This window comes from Ensifer aridi (assembly GCF_002078505.1).
Lineage (GTDB): Bacteria > Pseudomonadota > Alphaproteobacteria > Rhizobiales > Rhizobiaceae > Sinorhizobium > Sinorhizobium aridi.
Genome location: NZ_LUAV01000011.1, coordinates 53314 through 69532 on the forward strand (window position 1 = coordinate 53314; position 16219 = coordinate 69532).

15 protein-coding genes and 1 riboswitch are annotated in these 16219 nt (G+C 62.7%); of the genes, 7 read left to right on the top strand and 8 right to left on the bottom strand.

All coding sequences use genetic code 11. The features are described 5' to 3' along the window. Nucleotides 1-7: 7 nt before the first annotated feature. Together cobW and cobU are read right to left on the bottom strand one after the other, a co-directional pair. Nucleotides 8-1072: a cobalamin biosynthesis protein CobW gene (gene cobW / locus AYK65_RS09455; RefSeq protein ID WP_046120804.1), complete on the bottom strand. Its 1065-nt coding sequence runs from the start codon at nt 1070-1072 to the stop codon at nt 8-10. Nucleotides 1073-1075: 3 nt separating this feature from the next. After that, on the bottom strand, nt 1076-1603 hold the full coding sequence (cobU, locus tag AYK65_RS09460; RefSeq protein WP_026613744.1) for a bifunctional adenosylcobinamide kinase/adenosylcobinamide-phosphate guanylyltransferase: 528 nt from the start codon (nt 1601-1603) through the stop codon (nt 1076-1078). 450 nt (nt 1604-2053) lie between these two features. Next, a riboswitch (cobalamin riboswitch) is annotated at nt 2054-2203 on the bottom strand. Between the two features lie 237 nt (nt 2204-2440). Between cobU and AYK65_RS09465 the strand changes: the two genes are divergently transcribed. Next, nucleotides 2441-3388 carry a FecR family protein gene (locus AYK65_RS09465; protein ID WP_046120803.1) on the top strand — a complete coding sequence of 316 codons (948 nt, stop codon included), beginning with the start codon at nt 2441-2443 and terminating at the stop codon, nt 3386-3388. Nucleotides 3389-3439: 51 nt separating this feature from the next. On the opposite strand, the gene AYK65_RS09470 is transcribed toward AYK65_RS09465, so the two are convergent. The 3 genes from AYK65_RS09470 to AYK65_RS09480 form a co-directional block, all read right to left on the bottom strand. Beyond that, nucleotides 3440-5611 (bottom strand): CHASE2 domain-containing protein, encoded by a 2172-nt coding sequence (locus AYK65_RS09470; protein ID WP_081158275.1) that lies wholly within the window; start codon nt 5609-5611, stop codon nt 3440-3442. A gap of 124 nt (nt 5612-5735) precedes the next feature. Next, complete coding sequence (locus AYK65_RS09475) at nt 5736-6551, bottom strand: alpha/beta fold hydrolase (protein WP_046120802.1); 816 nt, start codon at nt 6549-6551, stop codon at nt 5736-5738. Nucleotides 6552-6669: 118 nt separating this feature from the next. Further along, entirely contained in the window at nt 6670-8124 is a 1455-nt protein-coding gene (locus AYK65_RS09480) for a cobyric acid synthase (protein WP_081158226.1), read from the bottom strand. 243 nt (nt 8125-8367) lie between these two features. Here AYK65_RS09480 and AYK65_RS31600 point away from each other — a divergent pair, with 243 nt between their 5' ends. From AYK65_RS31600 to AYK65_RS09490, 3 genes are all read left to right on the top strand, one after another. Continuing rightward, a complete protein-coding gene (locus AYK65_RS31600; RefSeq protein WP_139015632.1) occupies nt 8368-8511 on the top strand; it encodes a hypothetical protein in 144 nt (47 codons plus the stop codon). A gap of 476 nt (nt 8512-8987) precedes the next feature. Further along, a complete protein-coding gene (locus AYK65_RS09485; RefSeq protein ID WP_046120800.1) occupies nt 8988-9986 on the top strand; it encodes a glycine betaine ABC transporter substrate-binding protein in 999 nt (332 codons plus the stop codon). A 213-nt stretch (nt 9987-10199) separates the two neighbouring features. Next, nucleotides 10200-11246, top strand: a complete 1047-nt coding sequence (locus tag AYK65_RS09490; protein ID WP_026613739.1) for a quaternary amine ABC transporter ATP-binding protein — start codon at nt 10200-10202, stop codon at nt 11244-11246. Between the two features lie 47 nt (nt 11247-11293). Here the strand turns inward: AYK65_RS09490 and AYK65_RS09495 are convergent, their stop codons facing one another. After that, nucleotides 11294-11704, bottom strand: coding sequence for a tautomerase family protein (locus AYK65_RS09495; RefSeq protein ID WP_026613738.1), 411 nt, complete (start codon nt 11702-11704; stop codon nt 11294-11296). Between the two features lie 106 nt (nt 11705-11810). On the opposite strand from AYK65_RS09495, the gene AYK65_RS09500 reads away from it, so the two are divergent. Both AYK65_RS09500 and bmt read left to right on the top strand, forming a co-directional pair. Next, entirely contained in the window at nt 11811-12674 is an 864-nt protein-coding gene (locus tag AYK65_RS09500; RefSeq protein ID WP_081158227.1) for a LysR substrate-binding domain-containing protein, read from the top strand. A gap of 122 nt (nt 12675-12796) precedes the next feature. Further along, nucleotides 12797-13813: a betaine--homocysteine S-methyltransferase gene (bmt, locus tag AYK65_RS09505; protein WP_081158228.1), complete on the top strand. Its 1017-nt coding sequence runs from the start codon at nt 12797-12799 to the stop codon at nt 13811-13813. Between the two features lie 12 nt (nt 13814-13825). Here the strand turns inward: bmt and AYK65_RS32910 are convergent, their stop codons facing one another. Further along, a complete protein-coding gene (locus AYK65_RS32910) occupies nt 13826-14329 on the bottom strand; it encodes an SGNH hydrolase domain-containing protein (protein WP_244559961.1) in 504 nt (167 codons plus the stop codon). Continuing rightward, entirely contained in the window at nt 14326-15594 is a 1269-nt protein-coding gene (locus tag AYK65_RS09510; protein ID WP_244559962.1) for an acyltransferase family protein, read from the bottom strand. Before AYK65_RS09510 ends, AYK65_RS32910 begins: the two co-directional genes overlap by 4 nt. 220 nt (nt 15595-15814) lie before the next feature. Between AYK65_RS09510 and AYK65_RS09515 the strand changes: the two genes are divergently transcribed. Next, nucleotides 15815-16159, top strand: a complete 345-nt coding sequence (locus tag AYK65_RS09515) for a hypothetical protein (protein ID WP_046121013.1) — start codon at nt 15815-15817, stop codon at nt 16157-16159. Nucleotides 16160-16219 lie beyond the last annotated feature (60 nt).

The following is a 16219-nucleotide window of genomic DNA, read 5'->3' on the forward strand; positions in this document are numbered from 1 at the left end:
TATCCGATCACACCAGCGCCGAAATAGCCGTGCGGACCGCCGCTTCGTCCATGTCGTGCAGGCCGATGACGACGAGGCGGGTGCCGCGCCTCTCGCCCGGCGTCCAAGCGCGATCGTAATATTGGTCGATGCGGCTGCCGACCGCCTGGATCAATAGCCGCATCGGCTTACCGGGAACGTCCGCGAAACCCTTGAGGCGCAGCACGTCATGCTCGGCAATGACGCCTTTGAGGCGATCGACGAAGGCGGCCGGATCGGCGATCGCTCCGAGTTCGACGACGAAGCTGTCGAATTCGTCGTGGTCGTGCTCCTCGCCCGCCTCGTGCTCCAACTCGTGGTGCGACTTGCGGTTGGCGATCTCGCCCTCGGTGCCGACGCCGAGGCCGAGCAGGATCGCGGCAGCCACCTCGCCGTTCTTCGCCTCGATCATCGTCGGCCTGCGGCTGATACGAGAGGCCACCTCCTCGCGAACCGACTTCAGCCCATCGGCGTCGATGAGATCGGTCTTGTTGAGAACGATGAGGTCAGCGGCGGTGAGCTGATCCTCGAACAATTCTTCCAATGGACTCTCGTGGTCGAGGTTTTCGTCGTTGACGCGCAACGCATCGACCTTGTCGTGATCGTCGGCAAATCGCCCTGCCGCGACCGCAGCGCTGTCGACGACGGTTACGACGCCGTCGACGGTGACTTCGCTGCGAATGTCCGGCCAGTTGAAGGCGGCGACGAGCGGCTGCGGCAGCGCCAAGCCGGAAGTCTCGATGACGATATGATCCGGGCGATTCTCGCGCTCCAAGAGCTTCGTCATGGTCGGGATGAAGTCGTCGGCGACGGTGCAGCAGATGCAGCCGTTGGTGAGCTCGATGATATCCTCTTCTGAGCAGGCTTCCGCGCCACAGCCCTTGAGCACGTCGCCATCGACACCGAGATCGCCGAACTCATTGATGATCAGCGCGATGCGCTTGCCGTCGGCATTCTGCAGGAGATTGCGGATCATCGTCGTCTTGCCGGCGCCGAGAAAGCCCGTGATGACGGTGGCCGGGATCTTGCCCTGTTGGGGCTTTGCGAGTGTCATGGATCAACCCTTCATTTTCAGCGGCAGTCCGGCCGCAACGAAATAAACTTCGGCGGATTTCTCCGCCACCATCTGGTGCAGCCGGCCCGCGTGGTCGCGGAAGTCGCGCGCCATGCGGTTTTCCGGCACGATGCCGAGACCGACCTCGTTGGAAACGAAAACGAGCCGCGCACGCGCCTCGGGTAGGAAAGCAGCAAGTGCCGCGAATTCGGCCGCCATGCTGCGCTCCTCCATCATCAGGTTCGTCACCCAGAGCGTCAGGCAATCAACGAGCACGGCGCGGTCGGAAGCGTCGACACGGCGAAGCTGGCCGACGAGGTCGAGCGGCTCCTCGTGAGTCGTCCAACCCTTGCCGCCGCGCGCGGCCTGATGATGGGCAATGCGCTCGCGCATCTCGTCATCGAAGGCGCGTCCGGTCGCTACATAGTGCTTCGGCAAGCCGGATGCCTCCACGAGCCTCTCTGCAAAGCTGGATTTTCCGGAGCGGGCGCCGCCGAGCACAAGGATCGGGCCGACATTTGAGACGGTCATGCGGCCGGCCTCAGCGCACCAAGGCGAGGCGGGAGGCCGCAACGACAAGCAGGCGCGCCAACGGCGCGTTCAATGGAAAACCTGTAAGCCACGACAACCTCCGTGCTGGCATGGGGAAGTGCTCCCCTGGGCGAAATGCCCCGACGGATGGCAGGTCTCCTGGCTCACGGCGCCACGGCCCTCACTACAGCAACCGCGCGTCCTTATGATGCGCAAAGATCGCTGCAGCACTTGCGTGACCGCATGTTCCCGAGATCGTTTCGATCCAGCAACGACGCGGCAGAGAGTCGAACGGGTTCGCCTCGCCTTCCCGGCGCATGCGGTACCGTGAAAGGCGGACGATTCGTAGAAGAAGAGGCGTCCAGCCCGGCTGATCACGATGCCACGCCAGTGGCTTTTCCGGTCTGTCGCATCCTCCCCGCGAGACTGCCCCATGCAGCTCATCAGAAGGCAACGACCGACCGGACGGCGAACCCTGACCGTTCTACAGTCGCGGGGTCGGCTGCGATAAGGGCGCCCGGCGTGGGTCCGCCCCGTCGCATTCCCATTTACTCCCCCGCTCCATCTGGGTGCGAGGGAACCATCCGTTCTGCGTTAATTATGAAGCGGGGGCGGCAAAGTCAATCGACGGCTTGCGACACCGCGCCCGCGAATTACGCCAGAGCAGCCTACCGGCCCCGATCCGCTGCTACTCCGAACGGGTAGGGAGACACCTCTGCCCCGCGCGTGATAAGAATGTGCACTTTTGGGGCATAGCGCGACTTATCCATCGCTCGCGCTTCCATGTTCACGTTCGTGGCCCCGCTCACATGAGCGGAGTTCACGGTGGAGGGTGCGATGTTGCGTCTGCGTCACGCCGCGATCGCCACGCTCAGCGTAGCGCTTTACGGTTTCACACCGACAATGGCGGCCGAAGCGGTCGGTGAAGCGGTCCGGATCAAGACCGACGTCAGTGGGCAGAGGGGACCGCTCGCGGTCCGGGACCCGGTGCATCGGGACGAAAGGATTCGGACATCGAGATCGGGACTAGGGCAATTCGTGTTCCGCGACGGCAGCAAGTTGGCCGTGGGGGCCGGGTCGTCCGTCGTCATCGACAAATTCGTCTTCGACGACTCGAAATCGGTCCAGAAGCTCACCGTCGCGGCGGCGAAGGGCACATTTCGCTGGATCAGCGGCAACTCGAAGCACAGCGCCTACGAGATTGTGACACCCGCCGGAACGATCGGCGTCCGGGGCACCGTCTTCGACTTCTACATCGGCGGCGACGGAACGACCGCGATGGTCCTTCTGAGCGGCGCTGCCGAGTTCTGCGGCCGGGGCGGCTGTCAACAACTCACTCGGCGCTGCGACTGCGTAATCGCCAAACGCAACGGGAGCGTGACGGAGACCCGCCGCGTCAACAGGAATATCTTCAACACGCTCGGCAATCGGGCGGCCCTCCCCTTCCTGTCAGGCGATCAGAAACTATCCGGTGCATTCCGAGCCGCCGGCGGCAGTTGTGGCCTGACGGCGGCACTCGAAGTCAAGCCGCCCGATCGTGCGCCCTTACGCGCAACCACGCCGCAGCAGCAGCCGAAACCAACAAAGCCGGACAAGCCAAGGGACAAACCGCCTAGCGACGGGGATCCGCCGCACAACGACCGGGATCCTGACCGAGATCCGCCTGATAGGGATCCGCCGCAGGGCGATCAAGATCGGCCGCATGACAAACCGGATCGTCCGCACGCAGACAATCACGACCGGCCACACGACGACGAGGGCGGTTCTGGCGACGAGAGAGACTGAGGGATACAGAAGCTTTCCTTCGCTGCCGCCGCCTGTCGTCGGGCAACGCCATCACTTCGCCGATGTTTCGGCTTTGGGCACAGCCTCGTCGGCGAAATGGTCAGCCCTGCGCGAAATGCGGCGGTAGAAATCGGGTAGTCCGGCTCCAATCCGTGCGGCCTTCATTTTCGCCGCCGCAAGTATTTTGCGGCTCATCGCAGATCGCGAACGCAGAGCTTCGATCAGTTGCGCGTGGATGCGCCGTAGCTCTGTAAATTCCGGCGAGGCGGCGAGACGCTCATCGCCGACGACCGCAAAGAGCCGCGTGCGAATGCTCCTGCCTTTCAGACCGAGCGCTCCGGCTTCGAGCAAGGCGCAGTCGGAAAGAGATCTCGCCGTGCTTTCGGAAATCAGAATGTCGAAGGCGACATCCTTGCAGGCGGACTCGATCCGCGCGGCGACATTCACTGCGTCGCCGACGGCGGAGTAGTTGAAATGCGCCTCGGCCCCCATGTTGCCGACGCAGGCGAGCCCCGTATGGATTCCCACTCCGATTCCGACACGATGCTCGCTCCCGAAACCGAAGGCGTCGCTTTCGTTGAGGCGGGCAAGCGTCTCCCGCATGGCCAAGGCCGTACGAACGGCCTTGCTGGCGTGATCGGTAACATCCACCGGGGCGTTCCAGAACGCCATGATCGAGTCTCCGATGAATTTGTCCAGCGTGCCCTCATTGGCAATCACATCGCGGCTCAGAGCGTCGAGAAGTGTGTTCAGGAACCGGACCACCTCCGTCGGCGAAAGACGCTCGCTGATCTCCGTGAAATTGCGGACATCGACGAACATGATCGTCAGCTCACGGTCATCGCCGCCGAGACGCAGGGCGTCGTGCGTGTGCTCGATGCGGTAGAGAAGCGACGGCGATAAATACTGCCCGAAGGCTCGCCGCACCACTCGCCGTTCACGGTCGGTGACGAGGAAGCGGTAGGCGGTCGCGGCGAAATGGGTAATCGATCCGGCGAGGATCGGAGCCAACGGATCGAAGAGAAGCCCGGCGTAACGAAACGTGAGCCAGGAGGCGACGAGAGCCATCGCGGTGATCAGCAGGCCGCAGGCAAGCGCGACTGCCGGGCTGACGAAGGTGGTGAGCAAGACAAGCAGGCTGCCCGCCACGGCGATCGACAGGATTTCGAGCCCGTCCGCCCAGTCCGGACGCGAGAGAAAGCGGCCGGACAGGACCTGCTCGACGGTCTGTGCGTGCAGCGACACGCCGGGTACGTTGTGCCCGAGCGCGGTGGTGCGGATATCCTGCAGCCCCGCCGCCGAGGTGCCCACGAAGACGATGCTGCCCTTGATCGCCGCCCTGACGTCGGCAGGCACGCCGCCGGGCGCCAGCACCCGGCCGGCCGAGACATATCTCTCCGCGCGGTCGGGACTGACATAGAGCCAGAGTTCGCCCGCCGCCGTCACGGGCACGACGAAGTCGCCCACCTTGATCAGCGTTATGGTGTTCGGTGCGTCCGGTGCACCGGCCAGAACATACGTGGAGGCACCCTGCGCAACACGCAGGGCTTCGAGCGCGAGGTTCGGATAGAGCTGCTCGCCGTCGCTCAGGAGAAGCGGAACCGCGCGCACGACCGCCGACGGGCTGCCGGGGTTGAGGCTGATGTGGCCGATGCCGGCGGCATTGGTTTCGAATTGCGGCCGCAAAGGCGTGGCGGCGGCAAGCCGCGGCGGCGCATCGAGCGGACTTTCCCCCGTGAAGGCGAAACCCGCCTTAACGGGCGGACGATAACCCCCTTGATTGGAGAGCCCGAAGCCGAGCACCACGGGCCGCCCATCCATCGACCGGGCGAAGATCTCGTCGTTGTCCGGCAATCGGTCGATCAGCGCCGGATCGACACCGCCGACGTCGCGCACGACCGTGCGCGGTGACAGACGGTCGGGCTCGGAGAAGAGAATGTCGAAGGCGATGACCGCGGCGCCCATTTCGGAAAGCCGGTCGACGAGCACGGCAATGCGATCGCGCGGCCATGGCCATTGGCCGAATGCCTTGAGCGAGGCCTCGTCGATATCGACAACGCGAACTGGAGCGGCCTCGAAGCTACGGGGCACCAGCCGCTGATATTCATCGAACGTCACGTCGCGGGCGAGCCGCAGGATTGGCGGGTCGCTTGCGCGTAGCGCAGTAAGCGCGGCGACGATCAACAGGCCGAAAATGACGCCTACCAATTGCGTACGTGTCATGGCCGCGCCCTTCACGCCGGACGTCGTCGCCATCAACTGCGTCGCAGATATCGTCCTGGCCCCGGTTCATGCTGCCCTTTTCAAAAGGACGATGCAATGCGGAAAGCCGCGATCGCCCGGCGCGTCACTCTCCGACGGGAAGAACCTGGTCAAGAAATCGATGCATCGCGCCATTGAACAACTCCGGCCGCTGCAACGGGGCGAAATGGCTGACATCGGAAAGCCGGAGCAGTTCCGCTCGGGGAATGCTGCGGGCAAGGTACTCGGCATGTTCACCCTTAATGAATTCGTCATGCTCGCCTTGGACGATGGCGACCGGAACGCGGATCTCGGCCAAATCGCTCGCCGAATAATTGGGCTGTGTGCTCATCATTTCGCCGACGGCTGCGACGAAGTCGTCGAATGCATCGGGCGTGGAGGACAGTTCTGCGTAGTCCTTCGCATGCCGCCGGAAACAGCGGTCGATGACGGCAGTGGACTCGAACTCCTTCGTGCCGCTCGGGTCCATGTTGCAGGCAAAGAAGAAGACACCGGCGATGCGCGCGGGAACCTGTCTGGCAAGAACGAGGCCAGTGCACGCCCCGTCGCTCCAGCCTACGACGGCCGCCTTGTCTAATTGCACGCGATCCATCACGGCAAGCACGTCGGACGCCATCAACTCATAACTATAGGGGCGTGAATCGCGCGTACTGCGGCCATGACCGCGGCTATCTATGAGTACGACTCGGCGACCGGTCTCGACTAGCGATGGCACCTGGTGTCCCCAATTGCCGCTATGGCCGAGGCCGCCATGCAGCAGAATGACGGCCGGCCCTGCGCCGTAAGCCGAGTACCAAATTCGCGCGCCGTCCCGCTCGACATAGCCCTGTTCCTCGGCCTCCGGCAGAGCCGGCGCGCCATGCGCTTCGAAATGTCGTAGATCGTCGTCGTGTGCCTCCATGGCATCCCTCCCACGCGTTCCCGCCCCTCATGGGCGGCCGTGCGGCCGCGACGATACGATGCCTGCGAGGAATTGACAAACCGAAGGCCGGCCTGATCAGAGGCAGTGAAACCGGCCCTTACCTCAACAGGCGCTCGACCCATCCCCGATCGAGCACCGCTTCAAGCTCGGCGGCGATCTCGTCGAGCGCCGCATCCACCGAGCCGCGGTAACTGCCTCCACCCCCCTCGATACCGAAGCTTCTGAGCAGCGCCGCGCGATAGGCATCGCTGCCGAAGAGGCCGTGCAGATAGGTCCCCATGACCTTGCCGTCGGCGGACATGGCCCCGTCCGGGCGACCGTCGATCGACACCGGCGCCCGGGCACAATCGGCGCCCGTCGTTTTGCCGAGATGGATTTCGTAACCCTCGAGAGCCACGTCGTGCTCCAGCGACCAGGCGCGGCTGTTGCGCACCGTCTTTTCCGGTGCCATCTCGGTTTCGACCGCGAGCAGCCCGAGCCCGGCGATCTCGCGCTCGCTACCCTCGATCCCGATCGGATCGGTGACGCGGCTACCCAGCATCTGGTAGCCGCCGCAAATGCCTACCACGCGGCGGCCGCGACGGAGGTGGCGTTCAAGGTCCCGATCCCAGCCTTGGGCGCGGAAATCCTTGAGATCGGCAATGGTCGATTTCGAGCCCGGGATGACGACGAGGGCGGCATCCTCCGGAAGCTGCATGCCGGGCCGGACGAAGACGAGATCTACCTGCGGTTCGGCCGCCAGCGGGTCGAGATCGTCGAAATTGGCGATGCGCGACAGGACCGGCACGGCGACCTTAAGCGCCTTGCCGCCGCCACGCGCCAGCCTCTCGAGCACGACGGAATCCTCGGCAGGCAGCCGCGCTGCGCTTTTCAGCCAGGGGACGACACCGAAACAAGGCCAGTCGGTGAAGCGGCGGATTGCAGCGATCCCCTCGTCAAAAAGCGTGACGTCGCCGCGGAACTTGTTAATGAGATAGCCGCTGACCATCCGCCGGTCCTCGTCCGGGAGGATCGCGTGTGTCCCGACCAGCGAAGCGATGACGCCGCCGCGATCGATGTCGCCGACCAGAACCACGGGCACACCTGCACGAGTGGCAAAGCCCATATTGGCGATGTCGCCGGCGCGGAGATTGATCTCCGCGGGAGAGCCGGCACCTTCGACGATGACGAGATCGGCGCCGGCGGAGACCTGCTCGAAACTCTCCATCACCGCGCCGAGAAGCTTGGGCTTCAACGCCTGGTAGTCCCTGCCCTTCGCCTGCCCCGCCACCTTGCCCTGAAGGATGATCTGGCTGCCCACATCCGATTGCGGCTTCAGCAGCACCGGGTTCATGTGCACGGAAGACGGCACGCGCGCGGCCAACGCCTGCAGCCATTGCGCCCGGCCGATCTCCCCGCCGTCATCGGAAACGGCGGCGTTGTTCGACATGTTCTGCGGTTTGAACGGCCTGACGTTCAGGCCGCGATTGGAGGCAAGCCGGCAGAGGCCTGCCACCAATACCGATTTTCCGACATCGGAGCCGGTTCCCTGCAGCATGATCTTACGTGTCATGCCTCTCCCGTAGCATCGAAACCTTCTCCGGCAAAGCGCTGTCTTGAAGCGATTTCGCCGCAATTCTGCCGTCAGTGATCACGGCTTGATTCAGGCCGTCGGCAAGCTTGCGAAAAGCGCGAGCGCACTAGCGAAATTGCGACATGGGATGGCGAGTTTGGCATTCAAAAATCAGCGGCGCATGCCTATATCACCGGCATCGAAAACATCCCGGAAATCCGGTCCTCCCAAGGTAGAAAAGCCATGCTGTTCGTCTTCAGCAAACCCAACTTCGTGCAGATTGCCTGGAACTCCAAGGCGCCCAAGAGTCAGTCCCGCGAGCGCAACGTTGTAATGGACGCGCCGTTCGGCGCGCTCGGTCTCATTCGCACGTCCAACGTCGGATAAGGAGGTCACTCCCGGCCCGATAGATGTCGCCCAAAAGTGCGCAGCGGTTTTGGGCGAACGACATGCACAAAGAGCAAGGATCTAAGCCGCTCCGCTTCGGGGCGGCTTCTTTTGCCCTGACGACGGCGACTTTCACCGAGCGCTCAACGCGAAAACCGCACCCAACCCCTAAAACGGAAGGATGCGGCCGCGAAAATCGGGTCCGGTACGCACTACCTGATCCGGACCTGCGGCAGTCGCCCGCCGCAGGCAAACAATTATCCCGACAACGTTACCGTATGGTTATTGAGCCCTTAACCAAAGGTGAATTCCGCTTTTTTTCTCTCGCTTCTCAAAAGCGAGCGAGGCCGTGCCTTACGAGCGCAGCCAACGCATCCAAGAGGTTGATTTCTCATCGGGAACTCTTAGGCTGTCATGAGGAGATCGATCCGGCACTCGACCGTGGGCGATGCAAAGATTTGGGGAGCTCGGACAACATGAGAGAACTCCTTGCTTCCTCGGTTCTTGCCGCCGGCATCTGGGCCCTGGCGGCGCCCGCCGGAGCTGCGGAATGCGGCGAGGTCAGCATTGCCGAGATGAACTGGGCCTCTGCCGGCATTGCGGCACATGTGGACAAGTTCATTCTGGAAAACGGCTATGGTTGCACAGTCACGCTTGTCGCGGGCGATACGATGCCGACCTTCGCTTCGATGAACGAAAGGGCCGAGCCGGACGTGGCGCCGGAACTTTGGATCAACTCCGTGCGAACTTCTTTGAATGAGGCGGTGAACGACGGTCGCCTTATCGAAGGCGCCAAGATCTTGAGCGAGGGCGGTGTCGAAGGCTGGTGGATTCCGAAGTTCATTGCCGACGCGCACCCCGAGATCAGAACGGTCCAGGACGCGTTGAAGCGTCCGGACCTTTTCCCCTCCCCTGAACATCCCCCCAAGGGAGCGGTCCACAATTGTCCCCCCGGCTGGAACTGCCGGATCTCGACGGCCAATCTCTACAAAGCGCTCGAAGCGGAGAAGGCCGGCTTCGAGCTGATCGACACGGTCTCCGCCGCCGGCCTTGACGGCTCGATCGCCAACGCATTCGAGAAGAAGACCGGTTGGCTCGGCTATTATTGGGCGCCGACCGCCATCCTCGGCAAATATGAGATGGCGCTGTTGTCCTTCGGGGTCGATCACGACCGGGCGGAATGGGACGCCTGCTCGGCCGTTCCCGACTGCCCGAATCCGAAGGTGAACTCCTATCCCGTGTCCGATGTCTATACGGTGGTGACTAAATCCTTTGCCGACGAGGCCGGTGTCGCCATGGACTACGTCAAGACGCGCAGTTGGGACAACGCGACGGTCAACAAGGTGCTGGCCTGGATGGACCAGAACCAGGGCACCAACGAGCACGCGGCACGGTATTTCCTCGAGAACTTCCAGGGTACGTGGACGCAGTGGGTCAGCCCGGAGGTTGCGGAAAAGATCAAGGGCGCTCTCTGATATCGGGCCCGAAAGCATGATACTTGCTGAGTGCGACGCAGTATCGTCGTCTGCGTCGCAAACAGCACAGCGGACGGCATGTTCCGCTGTCACATTTTTGATGCGGGGAGCAGAAGAGCCCACAAACGAACTGCGCGGGGAAAGCGGCAAACGGTTTTCCCCAGACGCAAGCGGCCGAGAGAGGCTCCCAGCCGAGAAGGGGAAAGGTTGTTCATGGCAAGTCACGCAATCGAGGTGAAGAACCTCTACAAGATCTTCGGCCCCCGTGGCGAGGAGTATGTCGATGTCGTCAAGAACGGCATGGGCAAGACCGAGCTCAACGAGAAGCACGGCCACGTGCTCGGCCTGCAGGACATCAACATCTCCATGCCTGGCGGCTGCATCACGGTCGTGATGGGACTGTCCGGCTCCGGCAAGTCGACGCTGATCCGCCACATCAACCGGCTGATCGATCCGACCGCCGGCGAGGTCCTCTATGACGGCGTGGACGTCTGCAAGATGAACGAAAGCGATCTTCGCGCGTTCCGCCGCAACAAGACGGCGATGGTGTTCCAGAAATTCGCGCTCCTGCCGCATCGCAACGTCCTCGAAAACACCATCTACGGCCTGGAGATCCAGGGTGTGGAGCGGCGCGAAAGTGAAAAGCGCGCGCTCGGCTGGATCGACCGCGTCGGCCTCAAGGGCTTCGAAAAGCACTATCCGAACCAGCTTTCCGGTGGCATGCAGCAGCGCGTCGGCCTTGCCCGGGCGCTTACCAATGACGCCGAGATCCTCCTGATGGATGAAGCCTATTCGGCGCTCGACCCGCTGATCCGCGTCGACATGCAATCGGTGCTGCTCGAACTGCAGAAGGAATTGAAGAAGACCGTCGTCTTCATCACGCATGATCTGGACGAGGCCCTGAGGCTAGGCGACAAGATCGCGATCCTGCGCGACGGCCGCGTCGTGCAGCAAGGGACCGGCCAGGAGATCGTTCTGTCGCCGGCCGACGACTACATCACCGCCTTCGTCAAAGAGGTGAACCGGGGACGCGTGATCAACGTCGAAACGATCATGCGGCCACTCTCGGGCAATCCGGAAGGCCTGCCGCTAGCGGCCGGCACCGTCCTCGAAGCGGCGGCCCGGACAATGACGGGCGCCCATATCAACGCCGCGCATGTCGTTGACGCCAATGGCCGCCCGATCGGCGCCATCGACCTGCAGACGATCATCGCCGCCATGGTGACGCCAACCGGCCACGTCGCCCGCAAGGCGGCGTGAAATTGCGCCCCAGGCGGTAGAAAGGCTCTGGGCGACCCTCTCCTCGGCTACACGGCCGCCTGCAATTTGCCACTGATGAAGCGGAATTCCTGCGTTTTGCCGCCGTAGCCGTAGGCTGCGGCGGAGACCTCATGAACGAGCACATAGCTCTCTGGATGCACCTTTCCGAGGAGCAGTTCGAATGCGGCGAAGATCGCCTCGATATAGCGTGCTACTTCCTGCTTCGTATTGGTGCCGTCGACGACCTTGATATCGAGCCAGAAACTGTTGGTCTCTTGAGATGCGATCGACTTCCCGCCGGCGAACCAGTGCTGCGGATCGATATAGGTGATGGCGACCGCCGTGACAGTGGGATCCTTGCGTAAGTGAAGCTGCGTCAGTTCGCTTACGGCCTTAGCGATTTTCGCGGAAATTTCCGGGTCGGATTGGGTGGTAACGAAGACGTTGATGATCGGCATGGGAATCTCCTTCCTTGGTTGATGTCGTTGCCAAGTTCAGCCTGCCATCACTAATTGATCAGAAAAATCGAATTGTTTTGCATAAATAATTCCATATTATCGAACCATGAGGATGATCGACCCCGACCTGCTGCGAACCTTCATCGCCTTTGCCGAAAGCGGCTCGCTCGCCCGCGCGGCAGCGGCGGTCAATCGCTCGCCATCGGCGGTGACGGCGCAAATGCAACGGCTCGAAGCGCTCATCGGCGAGCCTCTCCTCGCGCCGGCGGGGCGGGGACGAGCATTGACCCCGCTCGGCGAAGAATTCGTGGACCATGCTCGCCGCATCGTCGAGGCCCATCGCGACGCTTGGCTCAGCCTCAAGGGGGCCCGGGCGGATGGTCGGATTGCGCTCGGCAGTACTCAGGATTTTGCCGATACGGCGCTTCCCGTCCTCCTGCGCCGGTTTGCCCGGTCCTATCCGCGGGTTCGCCTCGACCTTAGGATCGGCAGGACGAAGGAGTTGACCTCGGCCTACGAGCAAGGCCAGATCGACATTCTGCTGACGATGCGGCAGGGACCTGCGGCTGACGAACTGCTGGTGCTGCGAGAGCCGATGCTCTGGTTGTGCTCCGAAGCAGGCCTGGCCTCCGTCGAGCACGAGCTTCCCTTGGCCGTGCTCGACCCGCCCTGCGGCTTTCGCGCGACCGCCATCGCCGCGCTCGAGGGCGCCGGCCGCGCGTTCCGGATCGCTGCCACGAGCCCGAGTCTCTCCGGGCTGCGCGCTGCTGTCTTAAGCGGTATCGCGGTTACGGCGCGCACCGAACGCTTTCTCGGCCCCGGCATAGCGGCGGCGCCGCGGCATCTCGAACTGCCGGCGCTGCCGGCCGCGGAATTCGGCCTGCGCCTGCGCCCCCAGGCCCACAGCGTGTCCGCCGACCTCGCGGCCCTACTAGCGGATGAACTGCCGCGATTAAGCATAGATACTTGAGGCCGCCCAAAGCCATCGCCGCGAAGCCGGAGGCATGGAGGCGTATTTAGTTTGATTGCCGATTGCAAAGACATAAAGATATCTTTATACGTTGCTGCAACTCATTCAGCCGGGAAAAACTGATGTCCGTTGCCTCCAATGTCCTTTCCGATCTTCTCGCCCAGAAGGGCGTGCTGCTTGCCGACGGTGCCACGGGCACGTCGCTTTTCGCCATGGGGCTCGAGGCCGGCGAAGCGCCGGAACTCTGGAACGAGACGAAGCCGGAAAACATCACCAAGCTCCACCAGGACTTCGTCGATGCCGGCGCCGACATCATTCTCACCAATTCCTTCGGCGGCACGCGTCATCGTTTGAAGCTGCATCAGGCCGAGGACCGCGTGCATGCGCTCAACAAGTGCGCCGCCGAAATCGCCCGGGCGGTCGCAGACAAGGCGCCGCGCAAAGTCATCACCGCCGGCTCGGTCGGACCGACCGGCGAATTGCTGATTCCGCTCGGCGCACTCTCCTATGAGGATGCCGTATCGGCGTTCGTCGAGCAGATCGAGGGCCTCAAGGCCGGCGGCGCCGAAGTCGCCTGGATCGAAACAATGTCCTCGCCCGACGAGATCCGTGCAGCAGCCGAAGCCGCCACGAAGGTTGGTCTTCCCTACGTTTATACCGGCTCCTTCGATACCGCCGGCAAGACGATGATGGGGCTGCATCCGAGGGACATTCACGGGGTTGCTGCCGATATCGGTGACGGTCCGGTCGCCGTCGGTGCCAATTGCGGCGTCGGTGCGTCCGACATCCTCTCCTCCCTCCTTGACATGACCGCCGCGAGCCCGAATGCGAGCGTCGTCGTCAAAGGCAATTGCGGCATTCCGGAATTCCGCGGGTCCGAGATCCACTATTCCGGCACGCCGCCGCTGATGGCGGAATATGCGCGGTTGGCGGTCGACGCCGGCGCCAAGATCATCGGAGGCTGCTGCGGCACTTCCTGCAATCACCTCGCCGCAATGCGGCTTGCGCTCGACAATCACACGAAGGGCGAGCGCCCGACCCTTGAGGTGATCATCGAAAAGATCGGTCCCTTGCGCAACAAGACGGCAAACGAAGGCCCCGCAGCACCGGTACGCGAAAGACGGAGCCGGCGCGCCTAGAGGCCCTTTCATCTAAAGGGTGGAAGCATCGAGCGCGCCCGCGGGTTTCATCACGCCGGAGAGGACCTCCTGCTCGGCCGCGTCGACGAAGGTGCGGTAGAAGTTGAAGGAGAGCCCCATCTGGCGTGAGCCTCCAGCCGAGAAGTGTCCGTAGTCCTCGAAAAGCGCGACGCCCTTGTCTTCGACCTTGCAGAAGTCTTCGTCGCAAAGATAGTCCATGAAGCTGACCACAGGATAGTCGTCGCCGATATCGGCGATGACCTGGAGCACGTCCTTGTTGTCGGCGCGAACATCCTTCAGCGACAATTCACATCGCTCGATCGGCTGACCCAAAAGCCTCGCTCTCGCGACGCAGAGGCCGGTATCCCTACCGTTCTGCGGCGGCGGCGCCACCCAGACCGTCTTGAAACCGTTCGCCTCCAGCCAAGCAAGCGTCGAACGGGAGTCATCGATGAGCGTCTTGATGTCAGCGGGAACCTCCCGACGCCCGTCGAGAAGCACCGTCTTTTCGTTCAAATACTGGCCGTCGACGAGATGCCGGGCGTAGGAGTCGCCCCAGACCGCATTTCGGGCTTTGGACTCGTCGCGCATTTGAGGTCGATGACTGCGTCACACTCCTTGGCGAGGCCGACACTCGGTTCGATCAGCCGCGCAAGCTCACGGTTTCGGGATGCGAATCCGTCGGTGCCATCAAGGCTCAGCCCCGCCACCATCGCGGCTCCGCCAACGGTGAGCGTCAAGGCAAAAACGACCCCACGGGCGACGCGAGCAGGTTTGCGGAACGGCAGTTCGATGTAGCGCCAGCTCAGATAGGCAAGTACCAGGCATAACCCAAGCAGGAGGATGTAGCCCACGGGCGGAATCTCGTCGATCGCGCGTAACCGCGCGAAGGCCAAGACCGGCTGGTGCCAGAGATAGAGGCTGTAGCTGATGAGGCCGATCGCCACCAGCGGCCGGGCGCACAACAGCCTGCCGACAAGCGTATCCGCCCGCCCAAAAGCGAGGACCGACGCGGTCCCAAGCACCACTGGCACCGTCGTCCAGCCGGGATAGAATGCGGATTCGCGGACCAGAAGATAACTTGCAACAATGGCGAAGAGGCCGAAGCCGGCTGCAAACTCGCGAAAGCCTTTAGAAAGACGGGAATAGTCCTCGCCAGTGAGCGCGAGCATTGCGCCGACACCGAGTTCCCAAAGCCGGCTCGGCAACAGGTAAAAGTTTGCCGCCGGATCGACGCGGGCGAGAATCTGCGTGGCACCAAAACTGAGGACACACCCCGCGACCAACACCTTCAGCACCGTCTCTACCGGATAGCGTCGAAGTGCCAGCAAAAACAACGGAAGCACGATGTAGAACTGTTCCTCGACCGCCAGCGACCAGGTGTGCAGGAGCGGCATCAATTCACTGCTCGGCGCGAAATAGCCGGTCTCGTTCCAGAACACAAAGTTCGATCCGAACAGATTTATGGCGTAGAGACTCTTGCCGAAATCATTGAGCTCCTGCGGCAGCATCCACATGACGGCGAAGATCGCCGACACCACGCATACGAAGAACAGCGCCGGCGCCAGCCGGCGTGCACGGCGCTCATAGAAGGAGACGATGCTGAAACGCCCCTCACGAATTTCGCGGTGAATGATCGACGTGATGAGGAAGCCGCTTACGACAAAGAAGACGTCGACACCGGCAAATCCGCCCCCGATGAAGTCGAAACCTGCATGGAAAAAGATGACGGGCACGACTGCGATCGCTCGCAGTCCATCGATTTCGGGTCTGTAATGCATCAGGAACGCCTGTTGGAGGACCGCCCGTTACCACGGCCGCCGCCGACGAGCCACCGCGCCGCCCGGTATATCCACATTTGTGCGAATTCTAAGGCAGCTTCCGTCCCGTAGGATAGAAATGAAAGCAGTAGCGTCCGCCGCGGAACCCATGTCCGTTGTTGCGCATCGTCGGCGGCTCGCCTATCCGCACAAGGACATTCAATGTGAGGGAGACGATTCCATGAGTGGGCCAGCCGCCTTTCCGGACCGGGATTCGACCGCCGCCAAGCTTTCGAGCTTCGGCGATACCGATCAGGCCTTCATCAGGCTGCTGATGGAAAATCCCGAACAGGACGAGAATTTGCTGGAGGGGCTCTACCGCCACCTCGACGTCGCCGCGGAAGCGCGCTTCCTGAATTCGTTAAAGCTCGAAAAGCTCGGAGAGTGGCTCGGCAACGAGGCGCCGCCCCGCCTGCAGATGAGGTTCATGGAAGCTGCCCGATCCAGCCAGCATCCGGCTTACCAGGCCTTCAGGGCTGGGCTGAACAAATCCGGCGGATTGCAGCGCGCCTTCCCGAAGGTCTGAAGGGCCTCAGCCGCCTCACGCGGCCTGCATCCCACCGATCTCTCCCCGCCTGACGGGGAG

Bases quoted from the DNA above. Each gene is read 5' to 3' on its own strand.
- cobW (WP_046120804.1), bottom strand. From the start codon at position 1,072: ATGACACTCGCAAAGCCCCAACAGGGCAAGATCCCGGCCACCGTCATC.
- AYK65_RS09495 (WP_026613738.1), bottom strand. From the start codon at position 11,704: ATGCCGATCATCAACGTCTTCGTTACCACCCAATCCGACCCGGAAATT.
- AYK65_RS09485 (WP_046120800.1), top strand. From the start codon at position 8,988: ATGAGAGAACTCCTTGCTTCCTCGGTTCTTGCCGCCGGCATCTGGGCC.
- AYK65_RS09515 (WP_046121013.1), top strand. From the start codon at position 15,815: ATGAGTGGGCCAGCCGCCTTTCCGGACCGGGATTCGACCGCCGCCAAG.
- AYK65_RS09465 (WP_046120803.1), top strand. From the start codon at position 2,441: ATGTTGCGTCTGCGTCACGCCGCGATCGCCACGCTCAGCGTAGCGCTT.
- AYK65_RS09500 (WP_081158227.1), top strand. From the start codon at position 11,811: ATGAGGATGATCGACCCCGACCTGCTGCGAACCTTCATCGCCTTTGCC.
- bmt (WP_081158228.1), top strand. From the start codon at position 12,797: ATGTCCGTTGCCTCCAATGTCCTTTCCGATCTTCTCGCCCAGAAGGGC.
- AYK65_RS09470 (WP_081158275.1), bottom strand. From the start codon at position 5,611: ATGACACGTACGCAATTGGTAGGCGTCATTTTCGGCCTGTTGATCGTC.
- AYK65_RS09475 (WP_046120802.1), bottom strand. From the start codon at position 6,551: ATGGAGGCACACGACGACGATCTACGACATTTCGAAGCGCATGGCGCG.
- AYK65_RS09490 (WP_026613739.1), top strand. From the start codon at position 10,200: ATGGCAAGTCACGCAATCGAGGTGAAGAACCTCTACAAGATCTTCGGC.
- AYK65_RS09480 (WP_081158226.1), bottom strand. From the start codon at position 8,124: ATGACACGTAAGATCATGCTGCAGGGAACCGGCTCCGATGTCGGAAAA.
- AYK65_RS09510 (WP_244559962.1), bottom strand. From the start codon at position 15,594: ATGCATTACAGACCCGAAATCGATGGACTGCGAGCGATCGCAGTCGTG.
- cobU (WP_026613744.1), bottom strand. From the start codon at position 1,603: ATGACCGTCTCAAATGTCGGCCCGATCCTTGTGCTCGGCGGCGCCCGC.
- AYK65_RS31600 (WP_139015632.1), top strand. From the start codon at position 8,368: ATGCTGTTCGTCTTCAGCAAACCCAACTTCGTGCAGATTGCCTGGAAC.